Origin of the sequence: Turicimonas muris, from assembly GCF_002221595.1 — a bacterium.
GTDB classification, from domain to species: domain Bacteria; phylum Pseudomonadota; class Gammaproteobacteria; order Burkholderiales; family Burkholderiaceae_F; genus Turicimonas; species Turicimonas muris.
Map to the genome: position 1 here is coordinate 1 of NZ_NHMP01000009.1, position 21,271 is coordinate 21,271.

A 21,271-nucleotide genomic window follows, 5' to 3' on the forward strand; every position below is an offset into this window, starting at 1 on the left:
GGTACAGTTTAGAAAAGGCCCTGCGAACCGCATCTGGAACGTAGGGATGTTTACTGGAACCGCCTTGGTGCCGAACGGCATGCCAGGTGGTGTGAGAGGGACGGGTAATAACCGGCCCTACTCGATTCATTTTGGAGTGAACAGACTACCAAGCACCCATCCAGGTAATCAGTAACGCATTAATCAAGTCAATTAGGAAAGCTCCAACAATACTGACTATTAACCAAGCTCTCGGACTGGTTCCATATTTTTCAGCAATAGCCTGCATATTTGCCAAACCGTTAGCTGTAGCACCCATAGAGAAGCCGATACCACCGACGCAGAGCATAGTCGCATCGTAATTCCTTCCGAAAACCAAGAATACGCAGATCCACAGGAAGAGAACAGTCAGGATTGTTTGGCAGGCCAAAATAACAACTAAAGGTCCGGCCAAATTGATAAGTTCGTTAAGCTTTAGGCTGTTGATGGCCATCGTAACGAACAAGACCAAGCTAATATCGGCGATAGCGTTCAGGCCTTTTCCGTCTACCCTGTATTTGCCGGAGAAATCGCCGACGTTTCTGACAATCGCGGCAACCATCATGGATCCGATATAGGCAGGAAGCGTGATGAAGTGATCAAGGAATGATGAAACGGCGACTCCCGCAGCCATACTCAGAGTAACGATGCTTGTAGCTTTCATTAACTGAGCGGTCATTGTCGGCTGATGGTCAGAGTCGATTACGTCGGTGTCGAACTCCTCCGGAATCTTTACATCTTCATTGGAGACATTTTCGATAGGAGTTTTGACTTTGTATTTCCTAATAAGAAAACTTCCTAAAGGTGCGCCGATGATCAAAGAGGCAACCATACCGAAGGTGGCTGCCGTAATGGCGACAGCTGTTCCTCCTACAATCCCATAGGTTTGTTCGAAGTAAGGTCCGAAAGCGGCGGCCGTTCCTAAACCGCCCATCATAGAGACAGAGCCGGCCAGGATGCCGTAATGCATATCAAGCCCCAGCCATTCGGCGACTCCCATTCCCAAGAGGTTTTGCAGAACGGTGAGAACTGTAACGGCTATAAGAAATCCAATCAACAGTCCTCCTCCCTGCTTGACCACTTTCAACCCTGCTGAAAGACCAATGGTGGTAAAGAAAGCAAGCATTAAAAGAGTTTGGAGGGAAGAATCAAAGTTAACCGTTAAAATTCCGTTGGCTTTTAACCCGGATAATAAGAAGGCGAAAGTCATACCTCCAATCACTGGACTTGGGACTGCAAACCTTTCGAATAAGTAAACTCTTTTTCTAACCCACACACCAAAATAATAAGTACAGATAGCCAGTGCGACGGCCTGCACAGAAGAGACGTCAATAGTAAAAAGAGTTTCACCTGCCATTAAAAATCTTCCTTCCTAAGAAATGATTGAGAATAAAAACTAATTTTGTTATAAAAAAACTTCTAGAAACAAATATCTACAAGAAAGTTCCCCAAATAGGCACAGAGAGAACGGTCAAAAAGAATAACATTCCCTCCCGCATTTTTCCTTTTTTATAATGAATAAATGCATTGCAAGAAAATCTTATATACAGCACTAGCCGCCGGACTGCTGGTCCTTACTGGCTGTGCGAGCAAACATCCTTTAGAAACTCCTCTCGGACAAAGCTCTTTTCAGGAGTATTTAGCTGAAACTCGAGCCTGGATAGCCGAGAACCGTCATTTCGTTATGGACGATCATGAGAAAGAGCTAACCTACCATACCCCTTTTGAAATCCGGCCTGCCGGAAAGACGGACAAGGGAATTCTGCTTATTCATGGTCTGGGAGATTCTCCATGGACATACCGAGATTTGGCTACAAAGCTAGCTGAGCAAGGAATGCTTGTCAGAACGGTACTGCTACCCGGACATGGAACAAAACCGGCGGATATGATTGGTGTTACCAGCGAGGACTGGAATAAAGCCGTTCAAGAACAAATAGACCTGTTAAAGAAAGAAGTTCCGAACGTTTGGCTCGGAGGATTTTCAACCGGAGGTAACCTTGCCTTCTCTCAGGCAGCCGAAGATCCGGACATTCGAGGCCTGATTTTGTTTTCTCCAGCTATCGAAATCCGGACTAAGTTAGTCGAACTTGTTCCTTTCGCTGATCTCTTTATAGACTGGTTAAGAAAACCGGATAAAAACACGGAAGGCGTCTTGCCTTTCAAATACGGAACAATTCCTCTTGACGGCTTGAACGCATTCAAAGATACAATGGATGATGCTGATAAGGCCTTAAAGAAGAAGCCGTACGATAAACCTGTGTTGGTAATGATGAGTGCTAATGACTCTATCGTTGACACTCAATCTCTCTTGAAGATTTTTGACAAACAATTGACCAATCCCAATTCAAAAATTATTTGGTATGGAGAGTTGCCGAAAAGCAAAATTTCTCTGAGTTCGAGAATTGTTGCCAAGAAAACCTTTCTTCCCAGCGAAAGAATCGAAACATTCTCTCATATGGCTCTGACTTACTCTCCGGAAAATGAGTGGTACGGCAGAAACGGCAAGTACCGCTATTGTGTGAACCGTTCTACCAAAGGCTACTATGAGAAATGCATGGCTGCTCCCGAAGTCTGGTACGGTGCATACGGAACCGTAGACGGAGATCGACTGTTTGCTCGGTTAACTTATAACCCATATTTTTTCAGGCAGTTAGATGACATTGAAAAAGTTATTGCGGCTGGAACAACAGAACTTCAGCCAAATCTCATTCTTGAGAAAGTGACTCCAATTAAGGCTTCCCACTGAAGTGGATGTCGAAGAAGACCAAAGGATTATGAAAACCATGTTGAAATTAAAATCTGTTTTACTCTTAGCAGGAGCTGCCGTCCTGGCAGCAGGACTTTCCGGCTGTTCCGATGAAAATGTCGGCAGCGTATCCTTAGGTATTTTGACTTTAAAGGATATCAAGATCAGTGCGTTCCAAGATAGAGATGTTCCTGGAGTAACTTGTCATGTAGCTAGTATTGACTCGCCTCTGACTCTCAGTGATCCGTCCGATGCCTCCGTCTCATGCGTCCAAACAGGCGAGATCACGCCGGAGATGATTGAAAACGTCAAAAGAAACAAGACAGGTGAAGTGGTCTTTAAACAGTCCAAAAGCGTATTTCTTAAGACCTTAAAGATTAAAAGAATCTTTGATGAAAAGAACCAAACATTGATGTATATCGCCTACACCACGAAAGAATTTAACGGCAGCTTTAAGAATAGTCTGTCTACGATTTCTCTCTGGAGGACAAAAGCTTACAATCCGGCAATCGCCGCTGAAAATCAGAATTAGTTTTTGAGCGACGAGTAAATCATGGTTGCCGCTTACTCTCTTTGTTAAAATCACCTTTTTTATTGGAGAACAAAAATGAACCAAGTTATTACTTGCGAAAATGCACCGGCTGCAGTCGGTACATATTCAGTAGCCTTTAAGGCCGGCAACACTCTTTACTGCTCCGGACAACTCGGAATTGATCCTTCTACCGGTGAATTGCCGAATTCTGTTGAGGCTCAAGTTCGTCAGGCTTTCAGAAATGTTTTCGCAATCGTTGAGGCTGCCGGCGGCAAGCCTGCAGACATTGTAAGACAGACCGTATATTTGACAGATCTCGCTAACTTTGCCGTTGTTAACAAAGTCATGGCCGAAGTTTTCAAGGCTCCTTATCCGGCAAGAAGCTGCGTACAAATTTCTGCTTTGCCTAAAGGCGGATTAGTAGAAGTTGAAGCTACTGCAGTAATTGGCTAATCCATTACCATGGAGTGGACCGCGGAAGAAGGCGATTCACCATGTCACGGACAGCAGGCTCAGAATCGGCCATTCTATCCTGAAGAGTCACCTGATTTACAGGCTTTTTCATGGCAACGATCTGAGTCTTTTCATTTTTCTTCAAAAAGAAAAGACGAGCATCTTTTAGATAGGGAAAAGGTTTTTGAGCGACTCGGGCTTCGTACATAATAGTCGCGGGACAAACAAGTTCATCCTTAGAGGGTTTTTTGACAATTTTGACAGTTAGACCTTTATCTTCCAGAGCTTTTTTCAAGAAGAGAAAGAAAGAAGGAGGCGCACTGTTATTGTCAACCAGACAAACTGTGTCAAATCCAAAAGAATTTCTAAGATAGTAGCCGTTAAACTCACTTGCACATCCCCCTAATAGGAACAGTGCAGAAGCAGAGAATATAACTGGTAAGTATTTAGACATAAACTTTGGATAAAAACAGTACGAAGGATTATTCTAACAATCTAGCACTTTTTCAACACATTTATTTTACAAATATGGCAGGTAGAAATACTAAATATCCCGTAATAGCTTTGTGGAATCCTATTTGGACCATCGTTTGGTCTCTTCTTTTTTCTCCGGTATTCGGAGCATTCCTTCAAAGGACAAATTGGACAGAAATGGGCGAACCGGATAAAGCAAATCAAAGCGGTATTTGGGTTGCACTCGGGTTGATTTTTTTAGGCGGCTATCTTTTCGCGGAGCCCTTTTTGCCGGATGCCAATGATTTTTCTCAATATTACTTTTTGATTTGCTGGTTTATCTTTTATTTTTTATGGCTTATTTTTGACGGACGCTTTCAAGTTAAAGCCGTTGCTGATCGCTACGGTAGCGATTTCCATCACAAGCTTTGGGGCAAACCTCTGATGCTCGGCGCAGGTGGCCTTCTTCTGTGGACAGCAATTTCGTTGACTTACATCATGGGTTTAGTCATGATGGGCTTCATTAAAATCGATTAATGCAGCCAGAATCTTTTTTCTCAGCTGCGCACGATGTGTTCAGCGAGACCAATGAACTTCTGTCGGGAGACCTTCTCCTAGCCGATAATTCCTTGGAAGAAACGGCCAATGAAAATCTATCCGTTCGATATCGTAAGTTGGCTCTTCTCTTTGCCTTCGGAGGCTCTTTAGGAAAGAATCCGGAACGTGCAGTTTCTCTTTTTAAAAAATCTGCGAATTTAGGAGATACGGAGTCGCCTTTTTATTTAGCGATGGCCCTAAGAGAAGGTTTTGGAGTACCGCAGAATCTTCAAGAATCTTTTGCTTGGCTGCGAATCTCCGCTGCAAAGAATTTTGCTCCGGCGCTTTATGAAATGGCATTTGCACTTCAGGAAGGAATCGGCTGCCAAAAAGATCCAACTTCTGCCTCCCAATTATTTTCTAAGGCGGCCAATCTTAAATATCCTAAGGCTGTCTCAAGAATGCTTCGTTTCTCGCTTGAGAAAGAGAAGATTGATTTAAAAGAAGTTTTGTATTGGATCAACGCCGGAAAAAATTCTGTTCCCTCTTCGATGTATGCATGTGCCAAGGAGCTTTTAAGCCGGCCCGATCCTCAAACTCATCAAGCTTTATATCTATTAGAAGAAGGTGCGGCCCTAGGAGATACAGAGAGTCAAGCAGCTTTGGCCGCTTTCTGGTATGAAGGATTATATTGTTCTTCAAATATGGCTCTAGCTCTTGTTTTTGCTCACATGGCTGCATCGAGAGGACATTATTTGGCTTTTCAATGGCTGGAGAATTGGAGAAACCAGGCTAATGATAAAGAACTGAGTGATGCCGCAGAAATAGCATCCGGCGCATCATCTCGTCAAATTATCGAGAATTTGCGCCGGAAAGGATTAACTGTTTAGGCCGAGTAGAAATTGTGAGATGCAATACGCTGGTGGCAAGAGAGCTCGCCTAACTGTTTCAAACCATTCTTTTTAACATCCATTCTTAGATTCTGAAGGATATGGAGTGCTGACGGAGCGATATCTCCAGCTAATAAACCGCAGTCGATATTTTCTGAAGCGGCACCGTGCAGATAGATGGAAGATAGAATGGCACTGACAAAGTCAAATTTTTGAGCGAACATAGCACCGATCATTCCGCACAACACATCTCCTGAACCTGCCGTGGCCAGGCCGGCTGTCCCGGTCGGATTGATCCAAGTAATGCCGCTCTTTTGAGCAATCACCGTTCCACTTCCTTTAAGAACAGTCACAGTACCCGTTAAAACGGAAATCTCTTGGGCCCGCATTACACGATCAGATTGAACATCTTTGACGGTAGTTTTTAAAAGACGAGCCGCCTCACCTGGATGTGGAGTAAGGACGGTATGGGCACTTCTTTGAGCGGTTTTACTCGTCAATTCAGAATCTTGTGCGATCATGGTGAGGGCATCGGCGTCAATTATCAAAGGAATCTGAAGATCCAATGCTTCGTTGAGACGCTGACGGGCTGTCTGACTAAAGCCAAGACCAGGGCCGATGACTAAGGCATCAATTTCTGAGAAGTCGATTTTTTCTCGGAACATGAGTTCCGGACAACCGGGATCGTAGACAAGATTTTCTTCAACCAACTCGACAAGAACAGAGCCCGCACCCATGCGAAGAGCAGCTGCACCGGCGATAAGAGCTGCTCCTACCTTCCCCTTACCTCCTCCGATAATGCCTAAACGACCGAAGTCTTTTTTAGAGGAGATGAGTTTTCTAGGAGCTAAAACTGATTTGAAATCAATAGGCTCAACTAAATTGATATTGGAAAGAGGAATAGAAACACCCAAATTATCAGTGTGAACATGTCCGCAGACTTCTTGGCCGATACCGGTAAATAAACCAGGTTTGCCGGCTAAGAATGTGATGGTGACATCGCTGCGACATCCGGGCATGGAACCAATCCACTGACCTGTTTGGCTATCGAGTCCTGTTGGGATATCCAATGATACGTGCACTGCTTCTCTTTCGTTGTACCACTGTACAGCATCGATATATTCGCCTTTCAACGGTTTGTTCAAACCGATACCAAAAATGGCATCAACAACAACTTGAGATTTTGGTGCGTTATAAGGATCTTCGAAAGTCCTGCCTCCGATTTCTTCCCACATCTGCTTGGCTTTATAAGCATTCGTTCCTTCTTTAGGAGACTTACCGGCTACCTGCACGCAATAGACATCGTAGCCTCTTTCAACAAGGGCTCGTGCGCAAACGTAACCGTCTCCCCCGTTATTACCGGGCCCGCATAAAACGGTAACCGTGCAAGGAGACTCGTGGAGGTGACAAACTAAATCGGCAGCTGCTGTGCCAGCCCTTTCCATTAAAGTATAAGGACCGAGGATTCTAGCGTTTTTTTCTTCAAGCTCACGAAGTGTGGAGAGCTCAAGCAGTTGTTCAGACAAAATTATCTCCTTATCCTATAAAAGGCGCATTTTGCGCCTTTTGAGAACACGCATCAAAATTCATTAATTAATTCTTTTTGGCAAATCTTTCCGGCGAATACAGTTCAGGATTCACTGCGGGTGTTTTGCCTTCAATTACATCAGCCAAAAGTTCTCCGCATCCTGTAGAAAGAGCCCATCCGTTCAAACCGTGACAGATGTTCAAATACAAGCCTTCTAAAGAGGTTTTGCCGCAGCTTGGCAAGCTATCGGGGTGAATGAGAGTTTGTCCGGACCAATTTGTGGTGTCAGTCCAAACAGCGCTCTGTGGAACAAGTTTGCAAGCAGCTTGATAAAGCTCTTCAATTGTTTTATCGGCTACATCCTTAGAGACATCACCAAGCCAGAAACGTCCGCAAACTCTGAGTCTGTTACCGAGTCTGGTAATCAGAATATCTTTGTTTTCAAACTGCAAAGAATGTGTGGGAACTGCATTGACAGGCTGTATGGCGGCAGTAATCGTCCAGCCGGTAACTACTGCTATAGGAAGATCTAGGACATTTGCCAGCAATGCTTTTGCCCCCAGATTGTTTGACAAAACAACAACATCAGCAGAGATTTCTCCCTTATCAGTCTCGACACCGGTTATTTTGCCGTTCTCGCCTTTTATCAACTTAGTGACGGTGGTGTGGTACATCATGGTCAGATCCGGATCCGCAATATTCAGCATCTGAATTTGCTTGGAGAAGTAGGAACCGTTGCCGGAAAGTTCCTGCGGCATATAGAAGCTGCCTAGAAGATCAGGGACTTCAATGGAATTTTCCAGGCGTTTGGTTTCTTCTGCATCGAGCCACTCTCCCCCCTTTCTCGCCTCTTCTTCTTTGTGAGCTTCTTCCCATACGGTTTCATTGGTGTAGAGGCGGAGTAAACCATAAGTTTGTTCAAAGGAAATATCTTGAAGTCTAGCTTCAAATTCAGTCAGACCAACACTGTAACGAGCTAGCTCAATGAGGGATTGACTGTCTTTTTTCCATTTATCGGCGCTGCGAGAATTAGCAAGGGAACGCAAAAACTTCATATGGCTTAAAGACATATCCCAACCAAGACGTCTTGTCTTAGCAAAGACGCTGGCAAGTCCTGCTTTCCCCTTAAAAGGAGAACACAACATTGCGATAGATAAGGCTCCCATAAATCCAGCCATCCCAAAGCTACAGCCCTGGTTGGGAGAAGAAGCTGATTCAATTAGGGTAACTTTATGCCCTCTTTTCAACAAAGAGTGAGCACAAGAAATGCCGGTTACTCCGGCTCCTACAACGATTATCTGCATTTGTTGGATATCCTAAACTTATGGTGTTATTGTAGCTTTATTCGAATAGGTCTTATACCAATTTAGGCTCTATTACGCAATGAAAATCGTGAAAAAATTTTCAATTAATGGTATTGCAATGCGATTAGATAATGATGCAACTGAATTAAAAAAAGAACTTTGGACGATTGATGAGCTTGAAGACGCTTCCGGTCTGTCTAAAAGGACTATTAAATACTATGCCCAGCTGGGATTGATTTCTCCAGCAATTGGAGAAACTCGGAGTGCCCGTTATTCTGTATCTCATCTAAATGAAATCGAGTTTATACGGAATCTTCAAAACAAGGGCTATACCTTAAAACAGATTCAAGAAATGAAGCCCAGAGCGGAAGATACAGTCCCAAAGAAAAGAAAAATTGCGGCCCCTCACCTCTTTTACGAGTTTTATTTAGGACAAGGCGTCTATATCAAATTTGATAATAAAGACGAACAGTTTGAAAGCCAGACCATGAAAGAGCTTGCTCTGAAGATGAGTGAATTTTTGTATAAAGAACATCCGAAAAAACAGAGTAATTCTAGCTTCTGATTAAATAGCGGATTTGCTAAAATTTCTTTCTATAAAACGTATTCTACTTGTGGGATAAAAGTGGCTGAAGAAAATACTTCTGGATGGAATAAATTAAAAAATTGGTTTAAAGCCGAAGAAGAACCGGGCCGAGACTTAGTTATCAAGAATTGCTATTTTAAATCTCAGGCGGAAGTTGCCGGAGAGACACTTGTTTTGAACGGTGCCGGATTAAGATCAATTGAGGGAGAGGAGATTTATTCCGTTGGTCTATACCTGCCTACAAAAACGACACGTGCGGATACTGCCAAAGCTCTGTTAGGAGCAAGAAGAGTTACTTTATACATTCTTAAGGACTTGGTTCCGGCCGACTTCATTCCTTCTTTAAGAAACGGTATCCAGATGAATACAAATGAGACCAGTCAGGAGTTTATTAAAGAAGAACAAGCTCAAATCGAAGAGCTCATGGAAAGAATCGGTTCCTTTGCCGCCGGAGATAAAGTAGATATTGATTGGCTTCCTAGAAAAGGGACATCCGTAAAAGTTAACGGAAAAGTTGTCAAGGATAGAATTAGAGGTAAAGCAATTTACGACGCTATCATGTTTATTTGGTTAGGAAATCATGCCCTTGAGGCTTCCCTCAAAGATTCTCTTCTCCATGTTTGAAAACTTTAATTCAATTAACAAGGCCTCCCTAGGGAGGCCTTTGTTCTAATCAGTTTTCAGTACTGATTACTTAACGAACTTAGGATTAATCAAGTTCTGTGTGTTGAAGATTTCATCCCATTCTTTCTGAGTGAGAAGTTTTCTTTCGTCAACAACGATCTGGTGCAAGGACTTGCCGGAGATGTAGCCTTCCTTAGCGATGTCTGCACAAACTTGATAACCGAAGTGAGGCTTGAGCAATGTAACGATACCGATGGAGTTCATTACATAGTCTCTGCAGCGTTCTGTGTTAGCTGTAACGCCGTCAACCAACTTAGTACGCAATGTATCGCAAGCGTTGGCCATAACCTTCATCTGTGTGAACAAAGCGTATGTGATAACCGGTTCCATAACGTTCAGTTCGAGCTGGCCGGCAGAAGCGGCAAGCATAACTGTTGTGTCAAGACCGATAGCCAAGAAGGAAGCTTGGTTAGCAACTTCAGCAGCAACCGGATTAACTTTACCCGGCATGATGGAAGAACCAGGTTGAAGCTGTGGAAGGTTGATTTCCTTCAAGCCGCAGCGAGGACCGGAAGCAAGAAGACGAATATCGTTGCAGATCTTAGTCATCTTAACTGCCAAACCCTTGATAGCGCTGGACAATGTCATGTAAGCGCCGCAGTCGCTGGTAGCAGCGATCAAGTCTGCAGAGTTCTTGAATGGGAGCCCAGTCAATTCAGCCAAGTACTTGGAAGCCAACTCAGGATATCCAGGAGCAGCTGTTACTGTTGTACCGATAGCTGTTGCACCGAGGTTGATAACCAAGAGGTGTTTCTGAGCATCACGAAGGTTTTCGATTTCATCGTTGAGTGTGAAGCCCCAGCCGTGGAATTCTTGACCTAAAGTCATAGGAACGGCGTCTTGCAAGTGGGTACGACCCATCTTCAATGTCTGGTCGAATTCTTTGGCTTTTGCATACAATGCATCGCGAAGCTGTTCAGCTGCCTTGATAAGGATGTTGGAGCGGAACATGCAGGAAAGATGGATTGCTGTCGGGTATGTGTCGTTAGTAGACTGACCGAAGTTTGCATCGTTATTCGGGTTGACAATGGTGTAGTCGCCGAGCTTGCCGCCAAGATGCTGAATAGCGAGGTTGGAGATAACTTCGTTAGCATTCATGTTAGTGGAAGTACCTGCACCGCCCTGGAGCCAGTCAGTGATGAACTGGTCACGATATTTTTCAGTATCGTTGATGAGCTGGTCGCAGGCCCAAATCATTGCATCAGCAACTTTAGGTTCTACAACGCCCAATTCCTTATTGGCCATTGCGCAGGCTTTCTTAACATAAGCGAAAGCGATGATGAAGTAAATTTCTTGAGAGTTTCTTTCTTCGGTGATGAAGAAGTTTTCTTTACCGCGTAAAGATTGAACGCCATAGAGTGCGTTTTCTGGAACTTCAAGATCACCGATAAAATCATGCTCAATACGTGTCATATTGACTCCTCAAATAAAAGCGAACAAGCCGTCTGCTTGTCAACCGTATAACGTAAGTATTTGGAAAAATTCCAATGGTCAACTTACTTATAGATAATTTTTTGTGCTAAGGAAAAATTATTGGTTTCCCCTTAGTTGCGTGCATTCTATACCAACTAAATTAAAAAGAGAATAGTTAACATTCGGGCCATCCCGACCAAAGTTTTTTAATAGTAGTTATTTGTAATCAATATCCTCGAAAATTACTAACAGCCAATACTTGTAGGCTGAAAAGGAACAAAACTCATAACGGGTCAATTAAGATAGACTTAAGAAGGTTTTCTAATGTTTTCAATGGGATTAGGTGAAAAGAAACTAACAATTCTTTTAAGGGTAAGTTCTAAGTCAAGTAAAAGATGAAAGGAATTTTTATAACAGTTGGTTGCAATTCTTGTTTTAAATTATTTTCAAGCTACTGATCGACTCTACAAAAGGCCCATCCGAAAAAGTTACGAACCTCATGACTCCCATGTTAATTCCGACTTCAGAGTTTACTGTTGACTGACGTTCTATTTTATATTCAGTCTGGGTGTGGACAAACCACTTGTTACCTCGCCTGGATACCGTAAGGTTCTTTGGTTTGCCTATGATGCTTCTTCTTTTTCTGTATCCGACCGTGCCGATTTTCTCCAAATAGAGCCTTTGGTTATTTTCGTTTATTTTGAATCTTTGTGGAAATCGGCGCAAAATTTCAAACGTGTGCTAGAGACAGTTAAGGTTGTCTATGGTAAGTGTGCTGCCTTGAGTTTTATTCAATTCATTCGGTCTGCAAGAAGTTATTTTCGACCAATTTTTGACTAGGACATAAGTTCTCAAACTAGACGCCTCATATCCTTGTTAGCGATCCCGACAGTCTTTGAAAAAATCAAAAAATGCGATAAAACACTAATAGTCAGTTTTTAAAAGTTAAAAGCGTGAAAAAAACCTCTCTGTTTTTTTCAGAGAGGTTCTCATCTTAGCTAAGTTCTTAGAACGTTAGAAGAGGCCACAGAATACGAAGCCGAATGCAACGCTGAAGAAGATAGCAAGAACGCCAGGCCAGAAGAAAGAGTGGTTGAACACCCATTTACCGATTCTTGTTGTACCGGTATCGTCCATCTGAACTGCACCAAGCAATGTTGGGTAAGTTGGGAGAACGAACAAGGCGGAAACAGCAGCGAAGGAAGCAACCAGCATGTAGGAGTTATCCGGAGTTGCAGCTGTAATACCTAAAGCAGCAACAACGGTCGGAGTAATAGCCTTAGCAGTAGCGGCCTGAGAGTACAGGAGCATAGCGGCTAAGAAGAATACAACGGCAAGAAGTGCTGGATATTGGCTGATTGTGTGAGAAGCGAATTCCTTGATTTCTTTTGTGTGACCGGCAACGAATGTATCACCAAGCCATGCAACACCAAGAACGCAGATACATGCAACCATACCGGACTTAAATACGCTGGTACCAGCGATATCGCCAAGTTTGACGTTGCAGAGTGTAGTAATCAATGCACCAACAAGAAGCATCAAGCTGATGATCGCTGAGTCACGAGGAACAATGACGTTCTTAATAAGTCCTACAGCCGGGGAAATGGCAGAAGCATAAAGAACAACACAGACAACGCCGATTAAGAAGATGTAAACAGAACGCTTGGCAGCCGGTGTAATCTTGATTTCGTGCATTCCGACAGGAGGCTTAACAAGGCCTTCAGCCAAACGCTTCTGATAGATCGGGTCGCTGTCGAGATCCATGTTTCTGATCTTTGTCATGATGAAAGCTGTAACCATGCAGCCAAGGAATGTAGTAAGCAACCAAATTCCGAGCAGTGCCGGATAGCTCCAGCCGAACGGTTCCAAAACGCCGGACATGTAAATGACGGCAGCAGAAACCGGAGAAGCTGTAATAGCGATCTGGGAAGCGACAACAGCAATTGCCAGAGGAACGCTAGGTTTAATGTGTTCGCCCTTAGCAACTTCAACGATAACAGGGATCATTGAGAATGCTGTGTGGCCTGTACCTGCGAAGATGGTAAGAACATAAGTTACCAATGGAGCAAGGTAGTTGATGTATTTTGGATTCTTATAAAGAATCTTTTCTGCAATGTAAACAAGGTATTCCAAGCCACCGGCTAACTGCATAACAGAAATAGCTGAAATTACGGAAGCGATGATCAAGATAACATCCCAAGGAATGTTACCAGGCTTCATACCTAAACAAAGACCGAGAATCAGAACGCCGGCACCGCCAGCATAACCAATACCGATACCGCCCAAGCGGACACCGACAAAGATTGCGCCTAACAGAACGACGATCTGGAGAGCAACGATGAAATCCATAAATCCTCCAAAGTGGAACCTAACTTAGATTTGTTAAGGCTCCGAGTGGCATTAATTAGAATTAATCAAGACAAAAAGCGCCACAAGCCTTTTGTTTTTGATGAGAGTTGTCCCTTCTTTTCAGAAGGGACTCAAAATAGAGTTACTTAACGAACTTAGGATTAATCAAGTTCTGTGTGTTGAAGATTTCATCCCATTCTTTCTGAGTGAGAAGTTTTCTTTCGTCAACAACGATCTGGTGCAAGGACTTGCCGGAGATGTAGCCTTCCTTAGCGATGTCTGCACAAACTTGATAACCGAAGTGAGGCTTGAGCAATGTAACGATACCGATGGAGTTCATTACATAGTCTCTGCAGCGTTCTGTGTTAGCTGTAACGCCGTCAACCAACTTAGTACGCAATGTATCGCAAGCGTTGGCCATAACCTTCATCTGTGTGAACAAAGCGTATGTGATAACCGGTTCCATAACGTTCAGTTCGAGCTGGCCGGCAGAAGCGGCAAGCATAACTGTTGTGTCAAGACCGATAGCCAAGAAGGAAGCTTGGTTAGCAACTTCAGCAGCAACCGGATTAACTTTACCCGGCATGATGGAAGAACCAGGTTGAAGCTGTGGAAGGTTGATTTCCTTCAAGCCGCAGCGAGGACCGGAAGCAAGAAGACGAATATCGTTGCAGATCTTAGTCATCTTAACTGCCAAACCCTTGATAGCGCTGGACAATGTCATGTAAGCGCCGCAGTCGCTGGTAGCAGCGATCAAGTCTGCAGAGTTCTTGAATGGGAGCCCAGTCAATTCAGCCAAGTACTTGGAAGCCAACTCAGGATATCCAGGAGCAGCTGTTACTGTTGTACCGATAGCTGTTGCACCGAGGTTGATAACCAAGAGGTGTTTCTGAGCATCACGAAGGTTTTCGATTTCATCGTTGAGTGTGAAGCCCCAGCCGTGGAATTCTTGACCTAAAGTCATAGGAACGGCGTCTTGCAAGTGGGTACGACCCATCTTCAATGTCTGGTCGAATTCTTTGGCTTTTGCATACAATGCATCGCGAAGCTGTTCAGCTGCCTTGATAAGGATGTTGGAGCGGAACATGCAGGAAAGATGGATTGCTGTCGGGTATGTGTCGTTAGTAGACTGACCGAAGTTTGCATCGTTATTCGGGTTGACAATGGTGTAGTCGCCGAGCTTGCCGCCAAGATGCTGAATAGCGAGGTTGGAGATAACTTCGTTAGCATTCATGTTAGTGGAAGTACCTGCACCGCCCTGGAGCCAGTCAGTGATGAACTGGTCACGATATTTTTCAGTATCGTTGATGAGCTGGTCGCAGGCCCAAATCATTGCATCAGCAACTTTAGGTTCTACAACGCCCAATTCCTTATTGGCCATTGCGCAGGCTTTCTTAACATAAGCGAAAGCGATGATGAAGTAAATTTCTTGAGAGTTTCTTTCTTCGGTGATGAAGAAGTTTTCTTTACCGCGTAAAGATTGAACGCCATAGAGTGCGTTTTCTGGAACTTCAAGATCACCGATAAAATCATGCTCAATACGTGCCATGATATGTATGCTCCTAAACGAATATACGCATTAAATAAAGTCATCAGCCAGGATAAATCCCGTGGTTATGCTTTGGACTTCAGGTTAAGAACTTTGATGGGTGCCACAAGGCATTCATCAAAGAATCAATTAATCTTTAATTAGCCCGCTCATAAACGAACTAATGAAAGAACAATTGCCGTTTTGCCAAGAACTATTCTTTGAAAAGAGTAAATTACGCTTGCCTCCAGTGGTTTAAGCGAACCGAACAATATCATGAAAGTTCTTTAATACAAATAGGGTTTGCACGTAGGAACTACATAGTATTTTAGTCTTAACCCTTACTAAATGTAAATAGAAGGATTTATAACTGATTGAAATACAACAAAAATAAAATAGAATTGTAATTAATGTAACTATTTGAAAATAAAGAATATATAAAGTTCCTAATTTGTATGTTTTTTATCACAAACAAATATTGAGTAGTCTATTTTCTCAGTGTATTGCAGGTTTATAGCCAAGTTTTGAAATTAGATTATCTATCCTAATTCACTGCTGTCCAAAATAATTTCAAGTCACATTTAAGGGCTCGATTTCATCGGCCTTTACTAAATTATTTCGCTTTTTCCAAAAATAAGCCTCCCTAGCCGAAAGGTCTCATTTGTAGAGGTGGTGGTACACACTTTCCCTCTGCCTTCCGTCGATAGCCACTGCACTGGTCATTAAATTGAGCCTGAAATATCGCGCTAAACGGCAGAATTATCATTTGTAGAAGGCTCTGCGCTTTAATAGCTCCAAGATTATTGCGGCTATAGCAGCTGTCTAAATCTGTGTCATAACAGCATTTTTCGAGGTTCCCACAAAACTTTTAACTTTAAGATTTTGCTTAACCTTCTTGAAGAAGAGTTCTATTTGCTACCGATCCTTGTATAAATCGGCTGTCTCTTGAGGATGCCGTTGGCGATTATTTGTCAGAAACTCAAACCAGCTCTTCGTTGTTTCGTCATACTATTGAAGAACTCTAAATTTAGTTTGTCCGCAGAGCGTTACGGCTTGAGGACCAATAAAAGTCATCTCGTAAACTCCTCCACTTGCCTGAGAGAGCTTCAGAGATAGGAGTATCTTTTAACAGTGTCTGTTTAGCATTGTCTTTCAGTCGTATGACAAAGGTGAGCTGTCGGTCAGTGAGTTCTTTAAAAATCGGTAATCGTTGTAGCCCCTGACCATAACAACGATAGATCCGCAGCTCAGACCGTCAAGAATTAATGCTGCTCCTTTCTATCGCTAGTTTTGTCCACTGTCTCAACGATGCCCCTCCGGTAGTCCTGGGTCGTTGTTTAACAAGGCATGCAGCTTGATTCTTCCTTTTCTTCTGGGGTGCTGAGCCCAATCAGATATTTTCAGACATAAAGAGATGGTTGTGGAATCCAAACGAAAGACGGTAAAGACGGATTTTGTAAACCAGGGGCCGAGACGGCCTTGGGATTCATTCCGAAATTTATTCGGCAAGGCGTGATAAAGGTCTTCATATAGCTGGCAAGGCCTCTTGCATTTGCATAACTTAACGCGAAACGACCCACTGGTCTGGCACCAAGGTGTTGTAATTTTCCTATACAGGAATGCAGTCCGTCCTCGATTTCTCTTAATGAATCAGCACTAGTAAGCTGGCAAAAAGCCTAGCTACAAACTGACAAGCCTTTAGTTCCACGGCATGAATCGTGTTTTTGAACTAGATTATTAAATTCCAACCTGCAGTTCAATGACTGGACAAGTTGCGCAAACATAGATTGTTGCTCTCTGCTTGCCGGCTCCTTTCTGAAGTATTTGGTTCAAAGTTTACTTTATCAGGAGTTCGACATATTTGCTTATGGAATTTTTGCTTCAAAGAAACCTGTAAAAATTTATTATGGACACTAGCGATCCTAATTTCAGTTCGGCAAAAGCTGAAATGCTTCGTTGGCAGCTCTTTTTTCTTCTCAGCAAATGTACGGTTAAGGAGCAAAAAAGATTTTTATGTTTTAAATTCGGAGCAAAGTGGTTTGCTTCAATCTGGTTCCAGTACTTAAAAGAGTTTCTACAAAAAAATCCCAAACGTAGAAAAGCCCTGCTTTCGCAGGGCTTTGCAGATTTTAGCCAGGTTCTAGAGAAATTAGATTAGTCTAATTTCAATTCACGAAGAGGAACGACTCTCTTGAGTGTTCGCTTTTCTTTTCCAGTAATGCCCTGCTCTGCCATCTTGCGGCGGATAAAGGCGATCTGGGTCTTAAGCGGTAAATCTTTCGGGCAGAAATCGTGGCAAGCCAACAATGTCATGCAACCGAAAACACCGCTTTCTGTTCCCATAACTTCGTAATAATCTGCGTCATTACGATGATCACGAGGATCCAGGCGGAAACGAGAAATCTTGTTAATAGCAACGGCGCCGACAAAGTCAGGACGCATACGGAAGTTGCCGCAAGAAGCTACGCAGCAACCGCATTCGACGCAGCGGTCAAGAAGATAAATATCTTCAGCAAGCTTCGGATCCATTGGTTTTTCGATCTTGTTGAAGTTAATTTGTTCTTCATTAACGTGGCACCATGCTTGGATTCTTTCGCTCATGCCTCGCATCCATTTACCGGTATTGACTGAAAGGTCTCCAATCAGTTCAAAGCCTGGCAAAGGAGCCAATGTGAAGTGATCAGGAAGATCACGAGTCAATGTACGGCAAGCCAAAGCAGGCTTTCCGTTAACTAACATAGCGCAGGAACCGCAAATCCCGGCACGGCAAACGAAGTCAAACTGGAGAGAGGGATCCTGTGTGTCGCGCAATTCATTCAAAAGAATGTAGAGCGTCATGGAATCAGTCTCAGAAACCTGATAGGTTTGCAAATGAGGAACGCTTTCAGAATCAGCAGGGTTGTAACGCAGGATGCTAACCTGAAGTGTGCGGTGGTTGCTAGAAGCCGGAGGTGTAACCTTTTCAGCCGGTTTTGCTTCCGGAGCAGTTTTTGTATTTTCAGCCATTTAAATTCAACTCCTGATGACTTATGAAAGAGGTTCGTCAATACGTTCGTTTCTGCCGCGCAGGTTTTCCGGCAACAGTTGGAGGTAAGGCATCAAAGCGTTTTGGATAGCGAAGCGGTCTTTACCTTCGGCTTCCATCTTGGCCCTGATTTCGTCAACTTCTTTCTGGCGAATCGGTGTTTCGGGGTTGTCAATGTAGTTCTTGGCACCGTAACCACGCCATCCCGGAGGAAGTTCCATCTTGGAAATATCAAGTTTCTGATATTCAAGAGTAGGCATTGTGTCGTTTTCGTTCTTCCAAGAGGCAAGAGTACGGCTGCACCATTCAGCGTCATTACGGACAGGGTAGTCAATACGGAAGTGAGCACCGCGGGATTCTGTACGTTGGAAAGCACCAAGAGCAATTGTCAAAGCTACGCGAAGCATCTTTTGAGTGCGGTAAGCGTAAACCAATTCCGGATTTGCACCAGGTTGGTTCTTAACAGCAACATTGAAACTCTTCTTATAGAGGGCCTCAAGTTCGTTAACGGCTTGTTCAAGTGTATCTCCGTTACGGAAAATACCAACTTTGGTGGTCATGATTTCCTGCATGCGAGTGCGGATTTCAGCCATGTTTTCAGTGCCAGAGTTCTTGGCAAATGCGTCGAGCTTAGACTGTTCGCGTTTGATGAAGTCATAGACAACCTTAGTCGGGATGTCAATGGCGTTTTCAGGCTTATCGCAGAAATCAGCAATCTTTTCGCCGACAATCATACCTGCAACAACGGTTTCAGCTACAGAGTTACCGCCCAAACGGTTGAAGCCGTGCATATCCCAGCAAGCTGCTTCACCAGCGGAGAACAAGCCTTTGAGTGTTTGGCTTTCACCGCTTGGATTTGTCCTTACGCCGCCCATTGTGTAGTGCTGTGCAGGACGAACTGGAATCCAATCTTTAGTTGGGTCTACCCCTAAGAAGTAATGGCAGATTTCATATACTTCACGGAGGTTGTGCTTAATGTGGTTTTCACCAAGCAATGTGATATCAAGCCAAAGGTGTTCACCGAAGCGGCTCTTAACACCTTTACCCTGAGCAATTCTTTCTTCCATACGGCGTGAAACGACGTCACGGGAGGCAAGCTCTTTCTTTTCAGGCTCAACGTCCGGCATGAAGCGATGGCCGTCAACATCACGGAGCAAACCGCCGTCTCCACGGCAACCTTCAGTTACGAGGATACCGGCTGGGAAAATACCTGTCGGGTGGAACTGAACGGCTTCCATATTGCCTAACTTAGCAACACCGGTTTCAAGAGCGATAGCGTGACCGGTACCTTCACAGATCTGGGCGTTTGTAGATACACGGAACAGTTTACCTGCACCGCCAGTAGCGATAGCTGTGGCTCTGGCAACATAGCCAATTAATTCGCCGGTAATCAAATCACGGACAACTGCACCATAGCAACGCTGACCGTCATGAATCAAAGCGATAGCTTCAACTCTTTCGTGAACTGGAATGCCATGAGCAATAGCGCGTTCAGCAGCAGAGTTCAACATGGCGTGGCCTGTACCGTCGGAAACGAAGCAGGTTCTCCATTTCTTTGTGCCGCCGAAGTCGCGCTGACCGATCAAACCAGCAGCAGCTTCGCGTTCAGTAATGGTAACTTTTTCACCGTTAATAATAACCTGACGGTCTCCCGGAGTGATACGGCTCCATGGAACGCCCCAAGCAGCCAATTCACGGACAGCTTTAGGTGCGGTGTTGACGAACATACGGGCAACTTCCTGGTCGCAACCCCAGTCAGAACCTCTAACTGTGTCACCAAAGTGAACGTCTTCGTTATCACCTACGCCTTTAATAACGTTTGCAAGAGAAGCTTGCATACCGCCCTGCGCAGCCTTAGAGTGAGAACGTTTTGGAGGAACCAGAGACAGGATGATGGAGTCATGGCCGCGTGCTTTTGCACCAACAGCCATACGCAAGCCAGCGAGTCCTGCGCCGATGACGAGAACATCCGTGTATATAACTTTCATTTAGCAAATCTCCTTGAACCAAATTTGAAAGGAAGGGATGGAACCTTTCGCAATTTGGGGTAAGCAGTGTTTAATTGGTCGAAACAACAACAAAGAGGGACAACCTGAGCTCAAGGGTTGACCCTAACATATATTGTTAATTCTCAACTGATATGCGGAATTTAGAACAAACCCAGAAAATTCTCAATACTTAAGATTGAAAAAAGGTTTGAGATTAGTAGAAATACTAAGGTGATTTTTGGGAATAAATAACATAGCTTAACCTCGAGGAACCGTGGGTTTAGAGCCTCTGGGATTTAGGGTTTAGCAAGAATTTGAAAATTATTAAATTTATATTCATTTACCATTTAAATATTTAGACAACTTATTTTGAGCACTAAAAATGTTTTCTTTCATATTTTGTCTGACTTTCGCAAATAATTATTTTTCTCGCTAATTATTTTCTTTTTTATTTTGAGGCTAGCTTTGGTTCTTTATTAGCCGTCAAAAAAATCTTTTATTTAAGAATTGTATAAATAAGAAAGAAGCTAAGATAAAACCCTTACAGGAAAGTTCTTAATTTAACTCAAAGTGAGTCAGAATCGGGGTTTACGAGGTTGATCGCAAAGAAAAAAAATACGAATATTTCAACAACAGAAGGTGAACTTGTAAACGAATTGAAGGTTATCAAAGTGTCTAAGATTCTTAATTTAGATGTAGCAACTTGCGTTTTTGAAAAAAGTATCTCTGATTATTCCGTTGGAAGTTTTTTCTTTTCCTCAGATGAATGCAGCTTGGATAGTAAACATTTGGGCGGGAGCATAATTCTAAAAAATAAAACAATAGTAGGATTATCCGCCGGACTAGAGGAGTCAGTGAAGGTTAAAGCCGGTGACGATATTTCTCAGTTATTTGCTTGCCAGGCGACAGCAGATGTCAATATCAAGAAATTGTTTATGTATAGAACCGTTGACTGTCTGATTTTAGACAGTCAGCGATTTTCCTACTGGGCTCGCCTTACTCTCAAAGGAAACAAAGTCCAGATTGCGGATATTGATATTGAAAAAAGATTTGAACTTGACTCTGAAGATCAGATAGAGGAATTAGAACGCCGTAAGGATGAAGGAAGTATGGCTTTTATATCATTGCATTGCCAATAAATGCTTTTTCTTACTTTCTTACCTAGAACAGTTCGTTTTACTTTCAGAGTTTTTATTAATGGATCCCGGATTGAACAAACCCGGGATTTTTTATTCTA

17 protein-coding genes and 2 pseudogenes are annotated in these 21,271 nt (G+C 43.4%); 8 read left to right on the forward strand and 11 right to left on the reverse strand.

Translation table 11 applies throughout. The features are described from left to right. Window positions 1-145 precede the first annotated feature (145 nt). Window positions 146-1,375, reverse strand: coding sequence for a sodium/glutamate symporter (gene gltS / locus ADH67_RS11020; protein ID WP_066592289.1), 1,230 nt, complete (start codon window positions 1,373-1,375; stop codon window positions 146-148). 165 nt (window positions 1,376-1,540) lie between these two features. On the opposite strand from gltS, the gene ADH67_RS11025 reads away from it, so the two are divergent. The 3 genes from ADH67_RS11025 to ADH67_RS11035 all read left to right on the forward strand — a co-directional run bounded on the left by ADH67_RS11025 (window position 1,541) and on the right by ADH67_RS11035 (window position 3,749). Next, window positions 1,541-2,764 (forward strand): alpha/beta hydrolase, encoded by a 1,224-nt coding sequence (locus tag ADH67_RS11025; RefSeq protein WP_066592286.1) that lies wholly within the window; start codon window positions 1,541-1,543, stop codon window positions 2,762-2,764. Between the two features lie 37 nt (window positions 2,765-2,801). Then, window positions 2,802-3,296, forward strand: coding sequence for a CreA family protein (locus ADH67_RS11030; protein WP_066595705.1), 495 nt, complete (start codon window positions 2,802-2,804; stop codon window positions 3,294-3,296). 75 nt (window positions 3,297-3,371) lie between these two features. Beyond that, window positions 3,372-3,749, forward strand: a complete 378-nt coding sequence (locus ADH67_RS11035; RefSeq protein WP_066592284.1) for a Rid family detoxifying hydrolase — start codon at window positions 3,372-3,374, stop codon at window positions 3,747-3,749. A gap of 4 nt (window positions 3,750-3,753) precedes the next feature. Here the strand turns inward: ADH67_RS11035 and ADH67_RS11040 are convergent, their stop codons facing one another. Further along, window positions 3,754-4,203 carry a hypothetical protein gene (locus ADH67_RS11040; RefSeq protein WP_066592281.1) on the reverse strand — a complete coding sequence of 150 codons (450 nt, stop codon included), beginning with the start codon at window positions 4,201-4,203 and terminating at the stop codon, window positions 3,754-3,756. 74 nt (window positions 4,204-4,277) lie between these two features. On the opposite strand from ADH67_RS11040, the gene ADH67_RS11045 reads away from it, so the two are divergent. Together ADH67_RS11045 and ADH67_RS11050 are read left to right on the forward strand one after the other, a co-directional pair. Continuing rightward, entirely contained in the window at window positions 4,278-4,739 is a 462-nt protein-coding gene (locus ADH67_RS11045) for a hypothetical protein (protein ID WP_066595704.1), read from the forward strand. After that, window positions 4,739-5,629 carry a tetratricopeptide repeat protein gene (locus ADH67_RS11050; protein ID WP_066592280.1) on the forward strand — a complete coding sequence of 297 codons (891 nt, stop codon included), beginning with the start codon at window positions 4,739-4,741 and terminating at the stop codon, window positions 5,627-5,629. The genes ADH67_RS11045 and ADH67_RS11050 overlap by 1 nt, the downstream gene beginning before the upstream one ends. Here the strand turns inward: ADH67_RS11050 and ADH67_RS11055 are convergent. Together ADH67_RS11055 and ADH67_RS11060 are read right to left on the reverse strand one after the other, a co-directional pair. Beyond that, entirely contained in the window at window positions 5,626-7,155 is a 1,530-nt protein-coding gene (locus ADH67_RS11055) for an NAD(P)H-hydrate dehydratase (RefSeq protein WP_066592277.1), read from the reverse strand. The genes ADH67_RS11050 and ADH67_RS11055 overlap by 4 nt on opposite strands. 67 nt (window positions 7,156-7,222) lie before the next feature. Next, on the reverse strand, window positions 7,223-8,461 hold the full coding sequence (locus ADH67_RS11060; protein ID WP_066592274.1) for an NAD(P)/FAD-dependent oxidoreductase: 1,239 nt from the start codon (window positions 8,459-8,461) through the stop codon (window positions 7,223-7,225). Between the two features lie 88 nt (window positions 8,462-8,549). Here ADH67_RS11060 and ADH67_RS11065 point away from each other — a divergent pair, with 88 nt between their 5' ends. Beyond that, a complete protein-coding gene (locus ADH67_RS11065) occupies window positions 8,550-9,026 on the forward strand; it encodes a helix-turn-helix domain-containing protein (RefSeq protein WP_066592272.1) in 477 nt (158 codons plus the stop codon). 60 nt (window positions 9,027-9,086) lie between these two features. Next, entirely contained in the window at window positions 9,087-9,671 is a 585-nt protein-coding gene (locus ADH67_RS11070) for a chalcone isomerase family protein (protein ID WP_066592269.1), read from the forward strand. Between the two features lie 66 nt (window positions 9,672-9,737). Here ADH67_RS11070 and ADH67_RS11075 read toward each other — a convergent pair whose 3' ends face one another. From ADH67_RS11075 to ADH67_RS11105, 7 genes and pseudogenes are all read right to left on the reverse strand, one after another. Beyond that, window positions 9,738-11,144, reverse strand: a complete 1,407-nt coding sequence (locus ADH67_RS11075) for an aspartate ammonia-lyase (protein WP_066592267.1) — start codon at window positions 11,142-11,144, stop codon at window positions 9,738-9,740. Window positions 11,145-12,158: 1,014 nt separating this feature from the next. Next, on the reverse strand, window positions 12,159-13,493 hold the full coding sequence (locus ADH67_RS11080) for an anaerobic C4-dicarboxylate transporter (RefSeq protein WP_066592265.1): 1,335 nt from the start codon (window positions 13,491-13,493) through the stop codon (window positions 12,159-12,161). A 142-nt stretch (window positions 13,494-13,635) separates the two neighbouring features. Next, window positions 13,636-15,042 carry an aspartate ammonia-lyase gene (locus ADH67_RS11085; RefSeq protein ID WP_066592263.1) on the reverse strand — a complete coding sequence of 469 codons (1,407 nt, stop codon included), beginning with the start codon at window positions 15,040-15,042 and terminating at the stop codon, window positions 13,636-13,638. Window positions 15,043-15,846: 804 nt separating this feature from the next. Beyond that, window positions 15,847-15,963: pseudogene (locus tag ADH67_RS13820) on the reverse strand (IS4 family transposase); the annotation flags it as partial. Window positions 15,964-16,421: 458 nt separating this feature from the next. After that, window positions 16,422-16,685: pseudogene (locus tag ADH67_RS13825) on the reverse strand (hypothetical protein); the annotation flags it as partial. 490 nt (window positions 16,686-17,175) lie between these two features. After that, the gene (locus tag ADH67_RS11100) at window positions 17,176-18,027 is read right to left on the reverse strand and encodes a fumarate reductase iron-sulfur subunit (protein WP_066592258.1); all 852 of its coding nucleotides are present in this window, start codon (window positions 18,025-18,027) and stop codon (window positions 17,176-17,178) included. Window positions 18,028-18,048: 21 nt separating this feature from the next. Next, window positions 18,049-20,034 carry a fumarate reductase flavoprotein subunit gene (locus ADH67_RS11105; protein ID WP_066592256.1) on the reverse strand — a complete coding sequence of 662 codons (1,986 nt, stop codon included), beginning with the start codon at window positions 20,032-20,034 and terminating at the stop codon, window positions 18,049-18,051. Between the two features lie 596 nt (window positions 20,035-20,630). Here ADH67_RS11105 and ADH67_RS11110 point away from each other — a divergent pair. Next, complete coding sequence (locus ADH67_RS11110; RefSeq protein ID WP_066592253.1) at window positions 20,631-21,173, forward strand: hypothetical protein; 543 nt, start codon at window positions 20,631-20,633, stop codon at window positions 21,171-21,173. The last annotated feature ends 98 nt before the right edge of the window (window positions 21,174-21,271 follow it).

Bases quoted from the DNA above. Each gene is read 5' to 3' on its own strand.
- ADH67_RS11080 (WP_066592265.1), bottom strand. From the start codon at position 13,493: ATGGATTTCATCGTTGCTCTCCAGATCGTCGTTCTGTTAGGCGCAATC.
- ADH67_RS11040 (WP_066592281.1), bottom strand. From the start codon at position 4,203: ATGTCTAAATACTTACCAGTTATATTCTCTGCTTCTGCACTGTTCCTA.
- ADH67_RS11030 (WP_066595705.1), top strand. From the start codon at position 2,802: ATGTTGAAATTAAAATCTGTTTTACTCTTAGCAGGAGCTGCCGTCCTG.
- ADH67_RS11085 (WP_066592263.1), bottom strand. From the start codon at position 15,042: ATGGCACGTATTGAGCATGATTTTATCGGTGATCTTGAAGTTCCAGAA.
- ADH67_RS11060 (WP_066592274.1), bottom strand. From the start codon at position 8,461: ATGCAGATAATCGTTGTAGGAGCCGGAGTAACCGGCATTTCTTGTGCT.
- ADH67_RS11075 (WP_066592267.1), bottom strand. From the start codon at position 11,144: ATGACACGTATTGAGCATGATTTTATCGGTGATCTTGAAGTTCCAGAA.
- ADH67_RS11035 (WP_066592284.1), top strand. From the start codon at position 3,372: ATGAACCAAGTTATTACTTGCGAAAATGCACCGGCTGCAGTCGGTACA.
- gltS (WP_066592289.1), bottom strand. From the start codon at position 1,375: ATGGCAGGTGAAACTCTTTTTACTATTGACGTCTCTTCTGTGCAGGCC.
- ADH67_RS11105 (WP_066592256.1), bottom strand. From the start codon at position 20,034: ATGAAAGTTATATACACGGATGTTCTCGTCATCGGCGCAGGACTCGCT.
- ADH67_RS11045 (WP_066595704.1), top strand. From the start codon at position 4,278: ATGGCAGGTAGAAATACTAAATATCCCGTAATAGCTTTGTGGAATCCT.
- ADH67_RS11100 (WP_066592258.1), bottom strand. From the start codon at position 18,027: ATGGCTGAAAATACAAAAACTGCTCCGGAAGCAAAACCGGCTGAAAAG.
- ADH67_RS11025 (WP_066592286.1), top strand. From the start codon at position 1,541: ATGCATTGCAAGAAAATCTTATATACAGCACTAGCCGCCGGACTGCTG.
- ADH67_RS11050 (WP_066592280.1), top strand. From the start codon at position 4,739: ATGCAGCCAGAATCTTTTTTCTCAGCTGCGCACGATGTGTTCAGCGAG.